Source organism: Parabacteroides sp. AF17-28, from assembly GCF_003479205.1.
In the GTDB taxonomy this organism is placed as follows: domain Bacteria; phylum Bacteroidota; class Bacteroidia; order Bacteroidales; family Tannerellaceae; genus Parabacteroides; species Parabacteroides acidifaciens.
Genome location: NZ_QUGV01000022.1, coordinates 61,568 through 79,174 on the forward strand (window position 1 = coordinate 61,568; position 17,607 = coordinate 79,174).

Genomic DNA, 17,607 nt, shown 5'->3' on the forward strand with positions numbered 1-17,607 from the left:
CGATGGAGCGATTACAAAAAATTGGTAAGTTTTTATTCGGCATCCTGGTAGGGGTTGCCTTGGTGTTGGTATTCAACAAGTATTATGTCAAAGGGAAACAAGCTGTGGCAGACGGCATGGAGAAAGGCCCGGTGGAATATGTCAATCCCTATATGGGAAACATCAGCCACTTGCTGGTCCCGACCTATCCGACCGTTCATTTGCCAAACAGCATGATGCGCGTCTATCCCGAACGGGGAGATTTTACGGGTGATAAATTGAGCGGACTGCCACTCATCGTGACCAGCCACCGCGGAAGTTCGGCTTTCAACCTGAGCCCTTATCAGGGAACGGAGAACGGCTTGAAGCCGGTCATCGAATATAGCTACGACCAGGAAAAGATCGTGCCTTACCGCTATCAGGTCTACCTGGACGATGCAAACATCGATGTGGACTTTGCACCTTCCCACCAGAGTGCGGTTTATAGCCTCACATTCGAGAAAGACGCTCCGGCCTATTTGGTTTTCAATAGCCGCAACGGAGAGTTGAAGTGGGAGGAGAATGCCGTCAGCGGTTTCCAGTACGTAGATCGGAAAACAAAGGTTTACCTGTATGCCGAAACAGATAAGACACCTGAGAAATGCGGTGTCCTGGCAGACGGAGCGGTGAAGTACGGCGAATCTTCAGCCGAAGGCCGTAACGCAGCCCTGGTTCTGGCTTACGGCAAACAGAAAGAGGTTGGCGTTCGTTACGGCATCTCGTTCATCAGCGCCGAGCAGGCAAAAAAGAACTTGGCACGCGAGATCGCTTCCTATGATGTGAATGCGATTGCCGAGGTCGGCCGTAACGACTGGAACGATGCGTTAGGTAAAATCCAGGTGACGGGAGGAACAGAGAACGACAAGACTGTCTTTTATACCTCTTTGTACCGTTGCTATGAACGCCCGGTCAACCTGAGCGAAGACGGAAAGTATTACAGCGCTTTCGACGGAAAGATACACGACGACGGTGGCCATTCGTTTTATACCGACGACTGGATTTGGGATACTTACCGGGCGACTCATCCGCTCCGTATCCTGATCGACAACGAGCGCGAGACGGATATCATCAATTCCTACCTGCTGATGGCACAGCAGATGGGAACGAACTGGATGCCTACTTTCCCGGAAGTGACAGGCGATTCACGCCGCATGAACTCCAACCATGCCGTGGCAACTGTCATCGACGCCTGGCGGAAAGGCGTGCGCGGTTTCGATCTGGAAAAAGCGTATCAGGCTGCCAAAGCAGGTATCGAAGAAAAGACCCTGATCCCCTGGTCAGGCGCTCCGTCCGGCTGGTTGGACGAGTTCTACCGCGAACATGGTTATATCCCGGCTTTGAAACCCGGAGAAAAGGAAACAGTCGCAAATGTCTCTCCCTGGGAAAAACGTCAGCCGGTAGCCGTTACGTTGGGTACGGCCTACGACCAGTGGTGCCTGTCGCAGATCGCCGCCGAATTAGGTAAGAAAGATGAGGCGGACTATTACCTCCGCCAGTCCTACAACTACCGGAACCTCTTTAACCCCGCCACCCGTTTCTTCCATCCGAAGGATAAAGACGGCAAGTTTATCGAAGGTGTGGACTATCGCTATTCCGGTGGCTTGGGTGCACGCGATTATTATGACGAAAACAACGGTTATGTCTATCGTTGGGACGTGCAGCATAACATCGGCGACCTGGTTTCGCTTGTCGGTGGCAACGAAGCCTTTACAGCCGATCTCGACTCGATGTTCGACACGCCGTTAGGTATGTCCAAATGGCAATTCTATTCCTTCCTGCCGGATCATACCGGTAATGTCGGCATGTTCTCGATGGCAAACGAGCCGAGCCTTCATATCCCGTATCTGTATAATTATGCCGGACAGCCCTGGAAGACGCAGAAACGCATCCGCGTGTTGTTAGATCAATGGTTCCGCAACGACCTGATGGGTGTTCCGGGTGATGAAGACGGTGGCGGAATGTCTGCATTCGTCGTGTTCAGCATGATGGGCTTCTATCCGGTTACTCCTGGATCGCCCACTTACAATGTCGGCAGCCCTGTCTTTACGAGTGTGAAGATCGACCTGGGTAACGGTAATGTATTCGAGATCGTAGCAGACGGTGCTTCCGGCAAAAACAAATATATACAGTCTGCCTCCTTGAACGGCGCAACGTTGAACCAGCCGTGGTTCGACCACAGCCAGATTGCATCCGGCGGTATCCTGAATGTGAAAATGGGTCCGAAAGCGAATAAGGAATGGGGCCTCGTAACCCCGCCGCCTTCAGCCGCCCCGATGCCTGAATAATAAGTAAAAAGATTATACAACCTGATAAGAAGCCTGGAGCCGCGATTTTGCGACTTCAGGCTTTTATTTTATATGATAGGACTGTCCGAGTTATCCTCAAATTTGGCAAGTGTTGAACCTCCTGCGGCATGGGGCTTATTGTAAAAAACGTATTTTTCAGGGTAAAAAAACATCCGAAACAAAACAAACGTCAACCCACTTTTCAGCCGTCAAAAAGGGGCTTTTTCCTATGTTCCGGCACCTTATCGCCATGAAGAGGGACTTTATCGCTCTGACCCGGAACATTGTTGCTCTGAAGTCGGACTTCATATAGCACGAAGTCAACCTTCAGAGCGATGAAGCGTTACTTCAAGGCAATTTTCTGCGCACCTCATCGCAACAAGCCTCCAAAATTTTCTTGGGGTATTTGGAACGCCGTCCACCTTCGTCCGCAAATATTCGATTCTCCGGGAGTTAAGGTTTATCACTTTGACGGCATTTATGCTTTCTGTCAATCAAAAAGAATGCTTTTCGAAACAGGCTGCGCACCTCGTTTTTCCTATTGTCAGAAAGGGGAGCTTGAACCGCAAAAAGAGTCAATCCAAAATCGATCAAGATTTCGGACGAAATAGAAAAATAGTCGAAACAGGGGGTTATTGTCTATTTTTAAAATTTGCAGGGCGGTTCGCGAACCGCCCCTACGAGGTCTGTTTGGTTCAAAAAGTAAGTGGCAAAGTGAACCAGAAAGTGGAGCCTGAGCCTTGAACCGAATCTACCCCGATTGTGCCTTGCAGGTTTTCGATGATTGTTTTGCTGATTGTGAGGCCTAAGCCGGTTCCTTGTTTGAATTCGTTTATTTTAATGAAACGCTCGAATATGCGGGAACGGTTTTTTTCGGAAATGCCGATACCGGTGTCCTGTACGCTCACGCGCAGGTTGTTTCCCTCTTTTTTATAAGAAATTGTGATACTTCCTTCTTCGGTGAACTTGATGGCGTTGTTGACGAAGTTCGACACAACCTGCATGATGCGCTGGGGATCGGTTTTCAAACGGATGGAAGGCAGGTCCTTATCGAATACCAACGTTACACCCGGTTTCATCTTCAGCGAGCTTGCTAAGAATACCTCCCCGCAGATTTCTTTGATATCCGTTTCGGTAATATGGTAGTCGAATGTGCCCGATTCTATTCTGGAAAAATCCAGGATATCGTCTATCAGGTGGAGAAGCAGATCGTTGTTCTTATGGATGATTTCCAGGTATTCTTTTCGTTCTTCTTCGTCCGATGTCTCTGCTACGATATCGGAAAAGCCGACAATGGCGTTCAGCGGTGTGCGGATCTCATGACTCATGTTGGCAAGAAAAGCCGATTTCAGTTTGTCGGCTTCTTTGACGCGGATCAGTTCGTTTTCCTTTTCACGCTGCTCGGTGATGTTGGAGGTATAGCTGATGATCTTGCTGGGCGTGCCGTCTTCATTAAATTTGTAGGCGCGGACATTGGAGTTGAGCCAAAACAGTTTTCCTCCCAAGATACGCCGGTAGATGGCAATATAGCTGTCTATCTCTCCGTTCATCAGGCGCTTGAGTTTCCGGTTGTAAATCTTGTCTACGTCGTCCGGATGAAGCGTGCTGATAAAATCTTCCAGGGTTCTGGGCTGATGCTTTTTCAGATAAGAAAGGGCAGAATTCTTGTCTATGTTTTTATTCAGGCTTAAATCCACTGAAAAGGTTTGTTTGGCTGTGTCATATTCCCAGATGAAAGATTCGCCGGTGTCGACGGCTGTTCTCAGTTTGATCAGGTTGTATTCGATCTGTTCTGTTTTATGGTGGTCCTCCGAGTTGTCGAAAACGATATACAGGTATCCGAATATCTTGTTTTGGATGTCTTTTAAGGCTACACCTTTCACCAGCAGATGCTTGGTTTCATCTTCGATGGATGTGGGGTAATATCCCTCTTCTCTGACGATATGGAAGTTGTAGTCCAGCGTGAAGGTCACGTCTTCTCCCTTTTTCAGTTTCTGATTGACCCATTCCGGGATGTTCGGATTCTGGAACATATTGACGCCGATCACATTCTCGCGTGTCGTTCCGAATATCTCCAAATCGGCATCATTCAGGTCAAGCATGGTGCCGTCGGCATCATACAGTTCGACTCCCCAGGGTAACTTTTCGAAGATGATACGGAATTTGACTTCGCTTTTCAGCATCAGGTTTGCCGAGTGTTCCATGACATGCTTGTCGTGCTCCCGTTCAATGGCAATAGATACGATATCTGCCAATATTCGCAGGTTTTCAATGTCGAGGGCATTCCAGGTACGGTGCCGGCGGACAGAGTCCAGACCGATGAATCCACAGATTTTACCTGCGCTGGAAACCGGCAATGCCAAGAGGGAAAGAACTTCTTGCAGCTTCAACATATGTTGTTCGGTGGCTGCTTCTTCCGGCATTTTTGCCGTATCGAAAATTATGATATCTTTTCCTGTTTTAATTTGTTCGATCCACCAGGGAATATCTTCGTCGGTCAATTGCCGCAAAATATCTTCCCGCATGGAGATTATTCCGTCGGACGTGACTTCGTGGGTGAAGTCGACAACGGAACAAGTTTCGTCAAAAATACCGATATATACGCGCTCTACTTCAAAAAAACGTAGAATGGATAATAAGGCGTTGTCAATGGCTGCATTGTCATTGGCGCTAAGCAAAAGGGTAAGGACATCCGAGATCGTTCTCCGCAATGCGATTGTATTGACCAAGACTTTGCTGGAGCTGATGTTTTCTTCTATCAGATCTTCTCGTGTGTATTCGTATGTATTCATTTTGAAACAGACATATTCATTGATTAATGCAAATTTATAGATATTTATTGAGATTCAAGCGAATTTGGAGGATATATTCTTATGTCGGGGATTTATTGTATCTTTGTGTATGGATCAAAGAGAAAAAAGAGTTCATGAAGGTTGCAGATAAGACTAATTGGTATGTTTTATATACATCTCCGCGTGCGGAAAAACAGGTGAAAGGACGGATCGATGCGTTGGGAGTGGAGTGCTGGCTTCCGCTTCATCGTGCACCCCGGGTCTGGTCGGACCGCGTCAAGATTGTGGAGGTCCCGTTATTCAATTCTTATTTGTTCGTACGTTGTACCGATCCGGAGTTAAGGAATCTGATCCGGGTGTACGGTGTTGCCCGTATTGTCTACTATAACGGGAAACCGGCCATCGTGCGCCAAAGGGAGATCGACGCCATAAAAGAGTTTCTCGAGCAAGCCTCCAACCATACGTTGTGTCCCGGCGAAGAGGTGGAAATCCTTTGCGGGGCGATGAAGCACGTGTCCGGTAAGGTGAAGAAGGTCAAGAAGAACCATCTGCTCCTTTACCTTGAACAGTTGGGGGCCACCGTCTGTGTGAAAATGGATGACGTGGCACGGGTGGACCGTTTAAAGTAACTGCCGGTAGATATACTCCATATCGACATGTTCGCGTACTAAGGCAGCGAGCTTGTCGTATTGTTCTTCCTTGAATGCCGCATAATCGAATGGTGCGCTTTCGGCTGTCTTGTCGAAACCTTCGGCCAGGTTGTCCAGCACTTCCGGATTGTCCAGTATTCCATGCATATAACTGCCCCAACAGCTATTGTCCAGATAGTAGCCGTCCGTCCGTCCGTCGCTGAGGATTACCACCGGGCTTTCGGGTGCGTCACCGAGCAGGGTGGTTCGTCCCATATGGATTTCATAGCCATGACAATGTTGTTGTAGAGACGCACGGCCGTGCGTCTCTACGTGGTGACCGTGTGTCTCTATATGTTTTCCGGGCAGGAATGCGAATGTGCTTTGCCGGGTTACTTTTTCTTGTTCGATGACCGTACATTGCGGCAATAAACCCAATCCGGGGACAGCCGACAGAGAGCCTTCGATCCCGTCCGGGTCTTCCAGCCGTGCGCCCATCATCTGGTAGCCTCCACAGATTCCGATCACCTTTTTGCCTGCTTTATGAGCGCGTATGATTGCGTCGGCTATGCCGTTCGCCCGCAGGCTTTGCAGGTCGGAAAGCGTGTTCTTGGAGCCGGGTAGCAGGATGATGTCGGCTTTTTCTATTTCGTCGATGTTGTTTGTGTAATAGGCGTTGAAACGAGGGTCCATATCAAGCACATCGAAATCAGTGAAATTGGACATCCGTTTTAACAGGATAATCGCCACGTTGATTTTTCCATCCCGGTATGTGTTGTGCTTCATGTCGAGGGCGACCGAATCTTCTTCTTCGATCTTGATATCGCGAAACCAGGGGATGACACCGACCACAGGGATGCCTGTCAGCTCTTCGATTATCCTTCTGCCGTCATCAAACAGAAAGGAGTCGCCCCGGAATTTGTTGATAATAATACCTTTCATCAAAGCTCGTTCCTCCGGTCTCAGCAGTTCGATTGTTCCGTAGACTGAGCCGAAGACACCACCCCGGTCTATGTCGGCAACGAGGAAAGTGGCTGCTTCGGCCTGCATGGCCATCCGCATATTGGTGATATCGCGGTCGCGCAGGTTCAGTTCGGAAATGCTTCCGGCGCCTTCCAGTACGATCGGGTTGTAGCGGCTTTCCAGGCGTTTGAAGGCTTTCACCGCTTCTTCGAACAGTTTCTCCTTCTGGCTTTTCATACCGAAATAGTCCTTGGCCGACATATTCCCGACCGGACGTCCGTTCAGTACGACCTGCGAGTTCTTATCGTTCGTCGGTTTCAGCAGCACCGGATTCATATCCGTATGCGGGGCGATCCCCGAGGCTTCCGCCTGTACGACCTGGGCACGCCCCATTTCTCCGCCTTCGGGAGTGGAGTAGGAGTTCAGCGACATGTTCTGCGCCTTGAATGGAGCCGGATGATATCCGTCTTGTTTGAATATGCGGCAAAATGCTGCATTGATAACGCTTTTACCTGCATCGGAACAAGTTCCGACAAACATGATCGGTTTAAGGTGCTGCTTCATTTCTGAAAATTGTTATTTAACGGTTGAAACCGCAAAGCTAACGAAAAAATATGAATTTCATAGAAGTTGGAAAGATATTGAAAGGGTCATAAATCGCCGGTTATCCGGTATTTTGTCCGGGCTGTCATTTTTAGTGGAATAACTGTTCGCATACGACTCGATTTGTGGTGGAAAAGAGAGGGTTCCTAACATTTTCTTGAAATAAAATGGAAAGTTTAGCTATTGTACTATTATTACTTTTCGTATCTTCACCGAAAATTAAACATTGGTTCTATGTTTTTTAATTATTAAGTTTCTGGAAATATGATAATAGCTTATTTGAGAGTTGGAACATCTAACAAAGAACATCTTGAAATACAGAAAGATGAAATAAAACGCTTTGCATCGGATCATCAGATGAATGTCGATAAGTGGGTTACGGATGTCACTATCGGTTTCGGTAAAGGAAAGGAAGACGAACGTAATATCGATATGGTTGTAGACCGTATGCAAAAAGGGGATACGCTGATATTTTTGGATATTTCCCGCCTTGGACGCACTTTGTCGGAGGTCATGGCAATCATGAGCCGCTGCATGGAAAAAGGAGTTCAGGTCTACAGTATAAAAGACCGGTATGTCTTGGATGGCGCCTTAAATCTTCCGGTTATGGGAAGTGTCTTCAATCTGGTAACCGAGATCGAACATAGTTTGATGTCCACCCGGACAAAAGAGGCCTTGACCCACAAGAAGAACACGGGAGGTCCTTTAGGACGTCCGAAAGGATCGGCCGCTAAACAATCTTTCCTGGATGCGCATAAAGAGGAGGTGATCAGCATGCTCGAACGCGGAGACACCGTGATTGAGATTTGCAAGCGTTTTAATGTCTCCAGAAATACGTATTATATGTTCAAACGGAACTACGGACTCTAAAACCAGTCCTTTTTCCGCATGTATAGCCAGGTTACAATTGCTGTGAGCAGCATAAGCGACCAGGCTATGCCATATCCGTATCTCCAGTCTAACTCCGGCATAATCTTGAAATTCATACCCCATATACCTGCCAGGAATGTGAGCGGAATGAAGAGTGTGGAAACGATAGTCAAGCGTTTCATGATCGCATTCATGCGCAGGTCGTTATTGGAAATGTACAGGTCGACCAGAGAGGAGATAATTTCCCGGCAGCTCTCTGTTGTCTGGATAACAAATAGCAATTGGTCGGACAGATCGTTGTAGATCGGCAGGATGTCGGGGCTTATGAGCCCGTTTTCGGTACGTAGCAGTTTGGCAAACTGTTCTTTCAACGGCTGACTGTTTTTCCTGATAATCATATATTCTTTCCGGTGTTGTTGGATCAACTGCCCCATGTTTCCCTGGTCGTTTTTGATGTCGAGCAGGGTTTCCTCGATGTCTTCAAGCATCTCTTCCACTTTGGAGGCCGCTTCCACCAGGTTGGCGATAATGGTGTTAAGCAGGAATGCCAACAGCAGCCCGCTACCTTTCTTCCGGATATTCAGCATATTGGATTCCAATGCTTTGTAGGCGTCTTCAAACACCGGATTATTGCTTTCCGTAAAGCTGATCACGACATTTCCCGTAATCAACAGGCTGATATGTTCGGAGTTGAGTTCCATATTGGCATTGTAATAGGAAGAATTGAGTATGATAAGCGTGTGCTTGTCGTATTCTTCTATTTTGACCACGTGTTGGGGCGTCAGGATGTCTTTGGCATCCAGGTTATGCATTCCGAACTCGTTGACCATGCGGGTGATCGCTTCCGAATCGGTCAGGCCGCTCACTTGAAACCAGTTGATGCTGTTTGCATCGGCCAATTTGCGGAATGATGTTTCGTCTGTTCTGAGATTCCGTGTGTGCAGGTTGGTGGCGTTATATTGGGTGAGGCGAATGTTCGTGACTGTTTCATGTTCACCTGCATAATAATACCGTTCGGCCAGGTGCCGGTTTGAAATATGCTTGTGCCTGTGTAGGCGCACGGATTCTTTTCGCCTCATACCCTTATGTTTTTTATTCGAGTTCTACGACTGTTATGCCGGCACCTCCGAACTGGACATGTTCGTCGTGATACTGGCGGACGCCGGGTACGGAGTGCAGGTAGTCGCGTATCAGCTGGCGCAAGATGCCTGTCCCTGTCCCGTGCAGGATGCGTATGCGGGCTGCACCGACCTGTATGGCATCGTCGACAAAGTAGGTCACCGCCTGCAATGCTTCGTCTCCCCTCATACCTCTAACATCGATCTCCTGCTTAAAGTTCAATTTCTTTTCGTGCATATCGTCGGCTGTCTGGACACTGACAAAGGTGCTTTTCTGGATTTCCTTCTTGATCTGGCCTTTGCTGACCTTTTCCAGTTGATCCAGTTTGACGGTGCTTTTGATCATGCCGAAGGCTACGACAGCCTGTTTGCCTTGCAGTTCCATAACTGTCCCGGCAGACATTTGTCCTTTGAGGCGAACATTATCGCCCACTTCTATGATATCGCGGTTGAAGGTCTGCTTGGATGCCGGCGTGTTCTGCTTTTGTTTCTTACGCTCTTTGCGCTCTTGCAGTTTGGCCATTTTGCGGGCGATCTTGTCGTCTTCTTCTTCGGCGGCTATCACGGAAGCTTTGAACTCTTCCAGTGCTTTGCGGGCCAGCTTGGTCTGCTCTTTTTCCGCCTGGGCCTCTTTGATCTCGCGGATCGTGTTTTCTATCTTGGCATTGGCTTCGGCAAGGATGCGTTGCGCTTCTTCCTTGGCAGTCCGCATGATCTCTTTCCGTTGTTTACTTACGGCTTCGAGGTCCTGCTCGTAGCGGGCGGTGATATCTTCCAGTTTTTTCTCCTGCTGGCGGATGTTCTGCCGTTTGCTTTCCCAATAGCGTTTGTCGCGCACGATATCCTGGAGGTATTTATCCATATTGATATAGTCGGAACCTACATTGGCGGATGCGTCGGCAATGACATCTTCCGGCAGACCGATTTTCCGGGCTATTTCGACAGCGAAAGAACTGCCCGGGTTTCCGATCGACAGCTTGAACAGGGGCTGCATCAGGTGGCGGTCGTAGAGCATGGCGCCGTTGACAATCCCTTCTGTATCTTCCGCGAAATGCTTCAGATTCTGGTAATGGGTTGTGATGACGCCATAGCTGTGGTTCCGGTTGAAACGGTCCAGCAAGGCCTCGGCAATGGCTCCACCGATCTGCGGTTCCGTGCCGCTGCCGAACTCATCGATCAGGATCAGCGTCTTGCTGTTGCAGTTCTTCACGAAGAACTTCATGTTCGTCAGGTGGGAACTGTATGTGCTCAGGTCGTTTTCGATGCTTTGTTCGTCGCCGATATCGATAAACAGGTTGTCGAACAGGCCTGTTTTCGAACTTTCATATACCGGGATAAGCAGCCCGCATTGTAGCATGTATTGCAGCAGTCCGACTGTTTTCAGGCAGACTGATTTTCCGCCTGCGTTCGGACCGGAAATGATAAGCAGCCGCTTGTTCTCTTCCAGCATAATGTCGAGCGGGACGACCTGTTTGTTCTGTTTTTGCAGTGAGAGGTAGAGCAGGGGATGCGAGGCGCGGATCCAGTCTACTTGTTGCTTGTTTTCGACAACCGGCTTGATCCCGTTCACCTGTTCGGCAAACAAGGCTTTGGCGCGGATGAAGTCGATCTCGGCTAAGAACTCGTACGATTGGAGGATGTCGGGCACTGACGGACGCACAAAATTGGTGAACTCCGTTAATATCTTCATGATCTCCCGGCGTTCGTCTCCTTCCAGTTCCCGGATACGATTGTTTGCTTCCACCACGACTTCCGGTTCGATAAAGACTGTTTTTCCGCTGGCCGATTCGTCGTGCACGATCCCTTTGATTTTCCGCTTGAAGGCAGGAGCGACCGGGATCATCAGGCGGCCGTCGCGCATGGTCGGCGTTACATCTTTGTCGACAACCCCGTCTGACTGGGCGGCGCGCAGGATCGATTGCAAGCTGCGCGAGATACCGCTCATCGTAGCGGATATCTCTTTCCGTATTTGTGCCAGCGTGGGGGAGGCGTTGTCTTTTACACGCCCGAATTTATCGAGGATGGCATCTATCTTTCCGATCAGTTGCGGGAACACCATAATATCACCGGCGAGAGCTGTCAGGGCGGGATATTTGATCTCTTCTCCCTCTTCCATGGAGGGACGGAAGAAACGGATGATGTCGTTGATAGTCTGGAGTGACCGTTTCAGGTCGAACAGCTCTTTTTCGTCCAGCCAGGTTCCTTCCGGGCGTATTCGCTTCAGCGAATAACGCACATCGAAGAAGTAACTGGCGGGAAACTCGTCTTCTCCATGCAGGATGCGGACAAATTCGTCTGTCTGTTCCAGGCGTTCGGTTACGGTTTGAAAGTCGGCGGAGAATTCCATCTCCGCTACCCGCTCTTCTCCGAGCGGACTTAAACATTTTTCTGAAATTAAGCGGCGGACTTTATCGAAGCCCGTTTTCTGTTCGAAGTTTTGTGGGTATATCACGTTCTTGTAAATGCTTTATTTTACTTCGACCGTCACAGACCGGCGAATGGTCGGACGGACGATGATTTCCATTTTGTTCTTCCCCCGCTTGATATCGAACGTGCAGGCGTTGTTGCCTGACGGGTTGATATAAGGGGCGTAATAATATAGGTAAGAATAGGCGGCTTTGTTTCCGGATTTCTGGATCGCATCGGCCACCTGCGAGTATTTGAATGTATCCCAGAACATACAGCGTTTAAATCCGTTGGCATCCGTAAACCGGGTTTTCGGATCGCGGTATTTCATCGTGTTGGTGATAAATCCTTTATAAGCGGCGGAGAACTCTTCCGTCGTGTTATCCATCTTGTGGTTGTTGATCTTTTCCACAACGTCGCGCGGGCGCAAGCCGGCAGCATAGGCCGGAGAGTTCTTGTCGACATCGGTAATCAGTTCCATACGGTCGATGTCATAGCTCAAACCTGTATAGTTGTATGTCTTCTGGTTGACTTTGAACGGCACATTGCGGCGGTACTTGGTGTACGGATATTGCATGCACATCAACGGTGCATGGATACGGGCATATTCGTCCAGGCGGTATGAATCTTCCAACAACTCGTTTGCTTCACACTCCCAAAGTATCCGGCCCGGCACATCCCGCTGGTCGATCAGGCGGAAACCGAACTGAAGCAGGTATTCCGCCTCTGTTTCTGCAGCTGTCGGGTTCAGGAACGGGAATATTTCCATTTTGCTTTGGAGGAAATTGTAACGATATACGGGCTCTTTTTCAATCAGTATTTTGTTTGCTCCCTTGTAGTTCGGATTCTTGTCAAAGAAATAGAATGTCTGTACCAGAATGTCAGGTCTGTCCACGTCGACTGTCATCCCTTTTTTAGTCAGTTCCTTTTCAATGCTTTCGTTGATGGCTGTTTCCAGCTTACTGTTGTTCTCGTCTATGGCAGAGAATGCGAAAGTCTTGAATTTTCCGAAATTGACCGGATCGGCTGTGACTGTCGTCTTGAACGGGCAGACAAATTCGCGTTCGCTGGTTGTCTCCAAGCTGTACATGGAAAAAGCGGTCGCCAGTTGTTCTTCCGTGATGGCATTGCTTTTTTTGCATTCTTTTTTGACCATGACTTGCTTGGAAGGGTTCGACAGGTTGCCGATAGTGAGCAGCACCTCATTTTTTCCGGCCGGGTTCAACATCTCTTCTATTTCCTCGGGCGAGATATCCAACGTCTGGACACCGTCGATGGCCATGATGATATCATTAGTCTTCACTCCGGCAAGTTCCGCCGGGGAATAAGGAATAATACTGGTAATAACAGGCCTGTTTTTACCCCAATGATCGCTTTGACTGATATCGTATGTGATGCCTAACCGACAGATATTCCGGTTTTGAGCAAAACCGGTAAGAAATGCAAATAGCAGTAAGACTGACAAAATCGCTCTCTTCATAATTAATTCCTATTGTTTTATTAATCTATATTGTATGTGACAATAAAATCATCATTTACTACACAAAGGTAAAGATATTTTCGTTCTGTAAGAACAGTTGGCAGCATATTTGATGTTATATTGGTGAATGATACCGACAAGAATAATGCCGGCATATATATGTATGGTGTGATATGTGTATGGTATCTTATTGACAATTAGATAGTAATGAAAATATATAATTGGTTATGAATAAGATGAATTTTAATAGTAAGAAAGAAACTGCTGACAAAAAAGAACGCCAGGGTGTTGATGATGCGACAAATTTGCAGGAAGAACAGGTAAATGCGGCAGACGAAAATGCTGCATCTGACAATGTGACGGACGAATGTGACGGACAGGGAGAATTGGAAGAACTCAAGAAGAAGTATAATGAGCTGAACGATTCTCATTTGCGCCTGATGGCTGAGTTTGACAACTATCGTAAACGTACATTGCGTGAAAAGTCCGAGCTGATTAAGAATGGCGGCGAAAGCGCATTGACTCATCTGCTCCCTGTTGTCGATGATTTTGAGCGTGCCTTGCAGAACATCCGTACAGCTGAAGATATAAAGGCTGTTACCGAAGGCGTGGAACTTATCTATTCTAAATTCATGTCTTACCTGTCCCAGCAGAATGTAAAGCCGATCGAGACGGTTGGTGAGCCTTTTGATGCTGAGACATCTGAGGCTGTTGCCATGATCCCGGCTCCGGAACCTGATATGAAAGGAAAGGTGCTGGATTGCGTACAAACCGGTTACACCTTGAATGACAAAGTGATCCGTCATGCAAAAGTGGTTGTCGGGGAGTAAGATGGCAGGATAATAAGCAAATAACAACAGACAGATACAAAGATGGCTAAAAGAGATTATTATGAAGTGCTGGGCGTCGAGAAGAATGCCTCGACAGAAGAGATAAAGAAAGCCTACCGGAAAAAGGCTATTCAGTTCCATCCGGACAAGAATCCGGGTGACAAGCAGGCTGAGGAAAACTTTAAGGAAGCAGCCGAAGCGTATGATGTGCTGAGCGATCCGCAAAAACGGCAGCGGTACGATCAGTTCGGCCATGCTGGAGTAGGAGGCGCTTCACAGGGCGGCGGCTTCGGAGGCGGAATGTCTATGGATGATATATTCTCCCAGTTTGGCGACATCTTTGGCGGACATTTCGGTGGCTTTGGCGGTTTCAGCGGCTTTGGCGGCGGTTCGCGTGGCGGGCGTCGTGTGAACCGGGGTTCCGATCTGCGTGTGAAAGTGAAGCTGAACCTGAAAGAAATAGCCGGTGGCGTGGAGAAGAAGATCAAGGTGAAGAAATATGTCACGTGTTCCAAATGCCATGGCAGTGGTGCGGAGGACGACCATAGTTCTAAAACTTGCGAGACTTGTCACGGTAGCGGCGTCGTCACGCGTATCGCCAATACGATCCTGGGACAGATGCAGACGCAGACAACATGTCCGACCTGTGGTGGTGAAGGCAAGATCATCACCAAGAAGTGTAGCGAATGTAATGGTGAGGGAATTGTTCGCGATGAAGAAGTGATCACGATCAATATTCCGGCCGGTGTCGCAGAAGGCATGCAACTTTCCATGAGTGGAAAAGGAAATGCGGCCCGTCACGGCGGTATCAACGGTGATTTGCTGATTTTGGTCGAAGAAGAGCCGCATCCTGAATTGATACGCGATGAAAACGACCTGCTGTATAACCTGCTGTTGAGTGTGCCCCAGGCTGCTCTGGGCGGCACGGTGGAAGTTCCGACTATCGACGGGAAGGCGAAAGTCAAGATCGAGCCGGGAACACAGCCGGGTAAGGTGCTTCGTTTGCGTAATAAGGGGCTTCCTTCCGTCAATAGCTATGGCACGGGTGACTTGCTTGTGAATGTGAGTGTTTATATCCCTGAGACATTGTCTCCTTCGGAAAAGGATATCATGAACGGTCTGGAAAACTCTCCAAACTTCCAGCCTAAGAAGTCTGTAAAGGAAAAGATTTTCGATAAATTCAGACATATGTTTGACTAAAGATTATTTTTAGTTGGCAAGAGGCCATCTCCATGAACAGGGGATGGCTTTTTTTGTTGTTATCTGTATCAAATTTTTAAAGTATATGCACAATTATCCAGATTGTGTTCGTTTGAATATATCTACTTTTGCCTCATCAAAGAATAAGGACTAAAATGAAAGACAATGAAACGAGAAGCTTTTAAGATGTATTTGAAGCCGGGATGTGAGGAAGAATATCAAAGACGCCATATTGCCATCTGGCCGGAACTGAAAAAGATGCTTTCTGATAATGGAGTTTGTGACTATTCCATTTATTGGGATAAAGAGACCAATGTATTGTTTGCTTGCCAAAAGGTAAAAGGGGAGGCGTCTTCCCAGGATATGGGGGATAATCTGATTGTGCAAAAATGGTGGGACTATATGTCCGATCTTTTGGATGTAAATCCGGATAACTCTCCGGTATCTATTTCCCTGCAGGAAATTTTCCATATGGATTAGGATAATCCGGGTGAAGTGAAAACAAAAAAGACCTGAAAGATATTCTTCCAGGTCTTTTTTGTGGGCAGTGATGGATTCGAACCACCGAAGTCGAAAGACAGCTGAGTTACAGTCAGCCCCATTTGGCCACTCTGGTAACTGCCCAAGATTTTGAGCCTCTTGTCGGATTCGAACCAACGACCCCGAGATTACAAATCACGTGCTCTGGCCAACTGAGCTAAAGAGGCATTCTTCTTTTAATAATCAATCTCTCTCGATTGCGGGTGCAAAGGTAGGCATTATTTTTAATTGTGCAATAGTTTGGAGGGATAATGTGAAATATTTTTCATAAAAAACTCTCCGAATCCTTGAACAGGCCTCGGAGAGTATCATTTATTCAGAGTAGGATAATGTCCTTTATTTCTTCAAAAGTAGCTCATCTATAGCTCTTTTGAAATCGGCTTTTCCCATTGCGCCTTTTGCCATCTGCGGCGTTTCGCCCATCGGGCAAAAAAGAAGGGAAGGAATGCTCCGGATGCCAAAAGAAGCGGCGAGCTCTTCCTCTTTTTCCGTATCGACTTTGTAGAAATCGATTTTTCCGGCATATTCGTCTGCTAACTCTTCCAGGATTGGGGCTACCATCTTACAGGGGCCGCACCAGGTGGCATAGAAGTCCACGATACAGGGTTTGTCTCCCTCGTACACCCATTTGTCCGGGCTGGCTTCGTAGTTAGCTACTTTTTTCAGGAAATCCGCTTTTGTCAATTCTGTTACTTTCATTTTCTGTTCTCCTTTCAATATCTTTTGGCAACGGCATCCCAATCGATGATTTTCCACAATGCGTTCAAATGGTCGGGACGGCGGTTTCGGTAATCCAGATAGTAAGCATGTTCCCAGACATCGAATCCTAAAATCGGTTTCAAGCCGTGGGCAACCGGATTGCTGCCGTTCGCTTCTTTGGTAATGGACAGTTTTCCGTCTTTATCTTTTGCCAGCCACACCCATCCGGAGCCGAACAAGCCTGTTCCGGCAGCGACGAATTCTTTCTGGAAATTCTCAAATGAACCCCATGTCTCGTCGATCGCTTTTGCGAGTGCGCCTGTCGGTCTGCCTCCGCCATAGGGAGAGAACTGGGTGAAATAGAGATTGTGATTGAGTGTCTGTCCGGCATTGTTAAAGATGGCGCCGTCGGATTCTGCCACGATCTGTTCCAAAGTTTCATTCTCGAACTTGGTTCCTTCGATCAGGTTGTTCAGATTATTTACATAAGCCTGTAAATGCTTGCCATGATGAAACTCGATGGTTTCTTTACTTATAACCGGTTCCAGCGCGTCGGCTGCATAGGGTAACTGAATTAATTCAAATTTCATAACTTTATCTTTTTTATTTGTTATTAGACTATTACTATTATTTGTTGTCAACAATAATAAGCTGAGACAGAATGTTAGCATGTTCTATTTGTTTTATGTTGTTTCTACTATTCTAACATTCCCTGTCTGATATTTGTTCATGGAATGAAATGCATATTATTTATCGCGTGATAGAGGTTTTCTATGACCGGAATGTGCTATCTTCGCTAACAAATTAGAATAAGTACGACCATGACAAAAATTCAGGAAACACTGGCTGCATTGCCGGAAGAAAAGAAAGTGTTGTTCGCGCCTGTATTCGGGGGTGTGGATAAGTTTTATACGGCGGTTTATCTGATAGCGCGCAATGAACATGTGACGGATCAGGAGAAGCCGGACCGTTATGAAGACCGCCTGCAGGTGATCCGCCGGATTCGCAGTAAGGTGGAGAAACTGGTGGATTCTTTCGGGCTGGAAGGTTCGGAGATCGTGGCGGATATTGCCAGCGATTACTTTGAAGACTATGTGAACTACAAAGAACCGGATATCCAAATGACGAACGACGAGTTTATCGGCATCATCCAAAAGGTGTCGCAGGTATAAAG

The 17,607-nt window shown here is 47.6% G+C and carries 13 protein-coding genes, 2 tRNA genes and 1 pseudogene; 7 read left to right on the forward strand and 9 right to left on the reverse strand.

Translation table 11 applies throughout. The features are described from left to right. Positions 1 to 2: 2 nt before the first annotated feature. Positions 3 to 2,303, forward strand: coding sequence for a GH92 family glycosyl hydrolase (locus DWW90_RS15220; protein ID WP_122345569.1), 2,301 nt, complete (start codon positions 3 to 5; stop codon positions 2,301 to 2,303). 695 nt (positions 2,304 to 2,998) lie between these two features. On the opposite strand, the gene DWW90_RS15225 is transcribed toward DWW90_RS15220, so the two are convergent. Beyond that, positions 2,999 to 5,095 (reverse strand): GAF domain-containing sensor histidine kinase, encoded by a 2,097-nt coding sequence (locus DWW90_RS15225; protein ID WP_122345570.1) that lies wholly within the window; start codon positions 5,093 to 5,095, stop codon positions 2,999 to 3,001. Between the two features lie 134 nt (positions 5,096 to 5,229). Here DWW90_RS15225 and DWW90_RS15230 point away from each other — a divergent pair, with 134 nt between their 5' ends. Beyond that, entirely contained in the window at positions 5,230 to 5,724 is a 495-nt protein-coding gene (locus DWW90_RS15230; protein WP_115498701.1) for a UpxY family transcription antiterminator, read from the forward strand. Here DWW90_RS15230 and DWW90_RS15235 read toward each other — a convergent pair. Beyond that, a complete protein-coding gene (locus DWW90_RS15235; protein WP_122345571.1) occupies positions 5,716 to 7,251 on the reverse strand; it encodes a cobyric acid synthase in 1,536 nt (511 codons plus the stop codon). The two genes, DWW90_RS15230 and DWW90_RS15235, sit on opposite strands and share 9 nt — an antisense overlap. A gap of 303 nt (positions 7,252 to 7,554) precedes the next feature. On the opposite strand from DWW90_RS15235, the gene DWW90_RS15240 reads away from it, so the two are divergent. Then, positions 7,555 to 8,160, forward strand: coding sequence for a recombinase family protein (locus tag DWW90_RS15240; protein ID WP_122345572.1), 606 nt, complete (start codon positions 7,555 to 7,557; stop codon positions 8,158 to 8,160). Here the strand turns inward: DWW90_RS15240 and corA are convergent. Genes corA through DWW90_RS15255 form a run of 3 tightly spaced genes read right to left on the reverse strand, consistent with a single transcriptional unit; the run spans position 8,157 to position 13,164 of the window. Continuing rightward, positions 8,157 to 9,239 carry a magnesium/cobalt transporter CorA gene (corA, locus tag DWW90_RS15245; protein WP_115498698.1) on the reverse strand — a complete coding sequence of 361 codons (1,083 nt, stop codon included), beginning with the start codon at positions 9,237 to 9,239 and terminating at the stop codon, positions 8,157 to 8,159. The genes DWW90_RS15240 and corA overlap by 4 nt on opposite strands. Before the next feature lie 13 nt (positions 9,240 to 9,252). Then, the gene (locus DWW90_RS15250) at positions 9,253 to 11,730 is read right to left on the reverse strand and encodes an endonuclease MutS2 (protein ID WP_122345573.1); all 2,478 of its coding nucleotides are present in this window, start codon (positions 11,728 to 11,730) and stop codon (positions 9,253 to 9,255) included. A 15-nt stretch (positions 11,731 to 11,745) separates the two neighbouring features. Further along, positions 11,746 to 13,164: a PDZ domain-containing protein gene (locus DWW90_RS15255; RefSeq protein ID WP_122345574.1), complete on the reverse strand. Its 1,419-nt coding sequence runs from the start codon at positions 13,162 to 13,164 to the stop codon at positions 11,746 to 11,748. Between the two features lie 227 nt (positions 13,165 to 13,391). Between DWW90_RS15255 and DWW90_RS15260 the strand changes: the two genes are divergently transcribed. The 3 genes from DWW90_RS15260 (at position 13,392) to rhaM (ending at position 15,674) form a co-directional block, all read left to right on the forward strand. Then, positions 13,392 to 13,994 (forward strand): nucleotide exchange factor GrpE, encoded by a 603-nt coding sequence (locus tag DWW90_RS15260; protein ID WP_115498695.1) that lies wholly within the window; start codon positions 13,392 to 13,394, stop codon positions 13,992 to 13,994. Between the two features lie 42 nt (positions 13,995 to 14,036). Next, positions 14,037 to 15,194, forward strand: coding sequence for a molecular chaperone DnaJ (gene dnaJ, locus DWW90_RS15265; protein ID WP_115498694.1), 1,158 nt, complete (start codon positions 14,037 to 14,039; stop codon positions 15,192 to 15,194). A gap of 165 nt (positions 15,195 to 15,359) precedes the next feature. After that, on the forward strand, positions 15,360 to 15,674 hold the full coding sequence (rhaM, locus tag DWW90_RS15270) for an L-rhamnose mutarotase (RefSeq protein WP_115498693.1): 315 nt from the start codon (positions 15,360 to 15,362) through the stop codon (positions 15,672 to 15,674). A 61-nt stretch (positions 15,675 to 15,735) separates the two neighbouring features. Here rhaM and DWW90_RS15275 read toward each other — a convergent pair. From DWW90_RS15275 to DWW90_RS15290, 4 genes and pseudogenes are all read right to left on the reverse strand, one after another. Continuing rightward, positions 15,736 to 15,818: transfer RNA gene (locus DWW90_RS15275), tRNA-Tyr, on the reverse strand. 9 nt (positions 15,819 to 15,827) lie between these two features. Then, positions 15,828 to 15,901 (reverse strand) — tRNA-Thr (locus DWW90_RS15280). Between the two features lie 169 nt (positions 15,902 to 16,070). Beyond that, positions 16,071 to 16,430 (reverse strand): annotated as a pseudogene (gene trxA / locus DWW90_RS15285) (thioredoxin); the annotation flags it as partial. A gap of 17 nt (positions 16,431 to 16,447) precedes the next feature. Further along, a complete protein-coding gene (locus DWW90_RS15290; RefSeq protein ID WP_115498692.1) occupies positions 16,448 to 17,104 on the reverse strand; it encodes a superoxide dismutase in 657 nt (218 codons plus the stop codon). Between the two features lie 150 nt (positions 17,105 to 17,254). Between DWW90_RS15290 and DWW90_RS15295 the strand changes: the two genes are divergently transcribed. Then, entirely contained in the window at positions 17,255 to 17,605 is a 351-nt protein-coding gene (locus DWW90_RS15295; protein ID WP_122345575.1) for a hypothetical protein, read from the forward strand. The last annotated feature ends 2 nt before the right edge of the window (positions 17,606 to 17,607 follow it).

Coding starts and splice junctions, on each gene's coding strand:
- DWW90_RS15295 (WP_122345575.1), top strand. CDS start 17,255: ATGACAAAAATTCAGGAAACACTGGCTGCATTGCCGGAAGAAAAGAAA.
- DWW90_RS15225 (WP_122345570.1), bottom strand. CDS start 5,095: ATGAATACATACGAATACACACGAGAAGATCTGATAGAAGAAAACATC.
- rhaM (WP_115498693.1), top strand. CDS start 15,360: ATGAAACGAGAAGCTTTTAAGATGTATTTGAAGCCGGGATGTGAGGAA.
- dnaJ (WP_115498694.1), top strand. CDS start 14,037: ATGGCTAAAAGAGATTATTATGAAGTGCTGGGCGTCGAGAAGAATGCC.
- DWW90_RS15290 (WP_115498692.1), bottom strand. CDS start 17,104: ATGCTAACATTCTGTCTCAGCTTATTATTGTTGACAACAAATAATAGT.
- DWW90_RS15260 (WP_115498695.1), top strand. CDS start 13,392: ATGAATAAGATGAATTTTAATAGTAAGAAAGAAACTGCTGACAAAAAA.
- DWW90_RS15255 (WP_122345574.1), bottom strand. CDS start 13,164: ATGAAGAGAGCGATTTTGTCAGTCTTACTGCTATTTGCATTTCTTACC.
- DWW90_RS15220 (WP_122345569.1), top strand. CDS start 3: ATGGAGCGATTACAAAAAATTGGTAAGTTTTTATTCGGCATCCTGGTA.
- DWW90_RS15235 (WP_122345571.1), bottom strand. CDS start 7,251: ATGAAGCAGCACCTTAAACCGATCATGTTTGTCGGAACTTGTTCCGAT.
- DWW90_RS15230 (WP_115498701.1), top strand. CDS start 5,230: ATGAAGGTTGCAGATAAGACTAATTGGTATGTTTTATATACATCTCCG.
- DWW90_RS15240 (WP_122345572.1), top strand. CDS start 7,555: ATGATAATAGCTTATTTGAGAGTTGGAACATCTAACAAAGAACATCTT.
- corA (WP_115498698.1), bottom strand. CDS start 9,239: ATGAGGCGAAAAGAATCCGTGCGCCTACACAGGCACAAGCATATTTCA.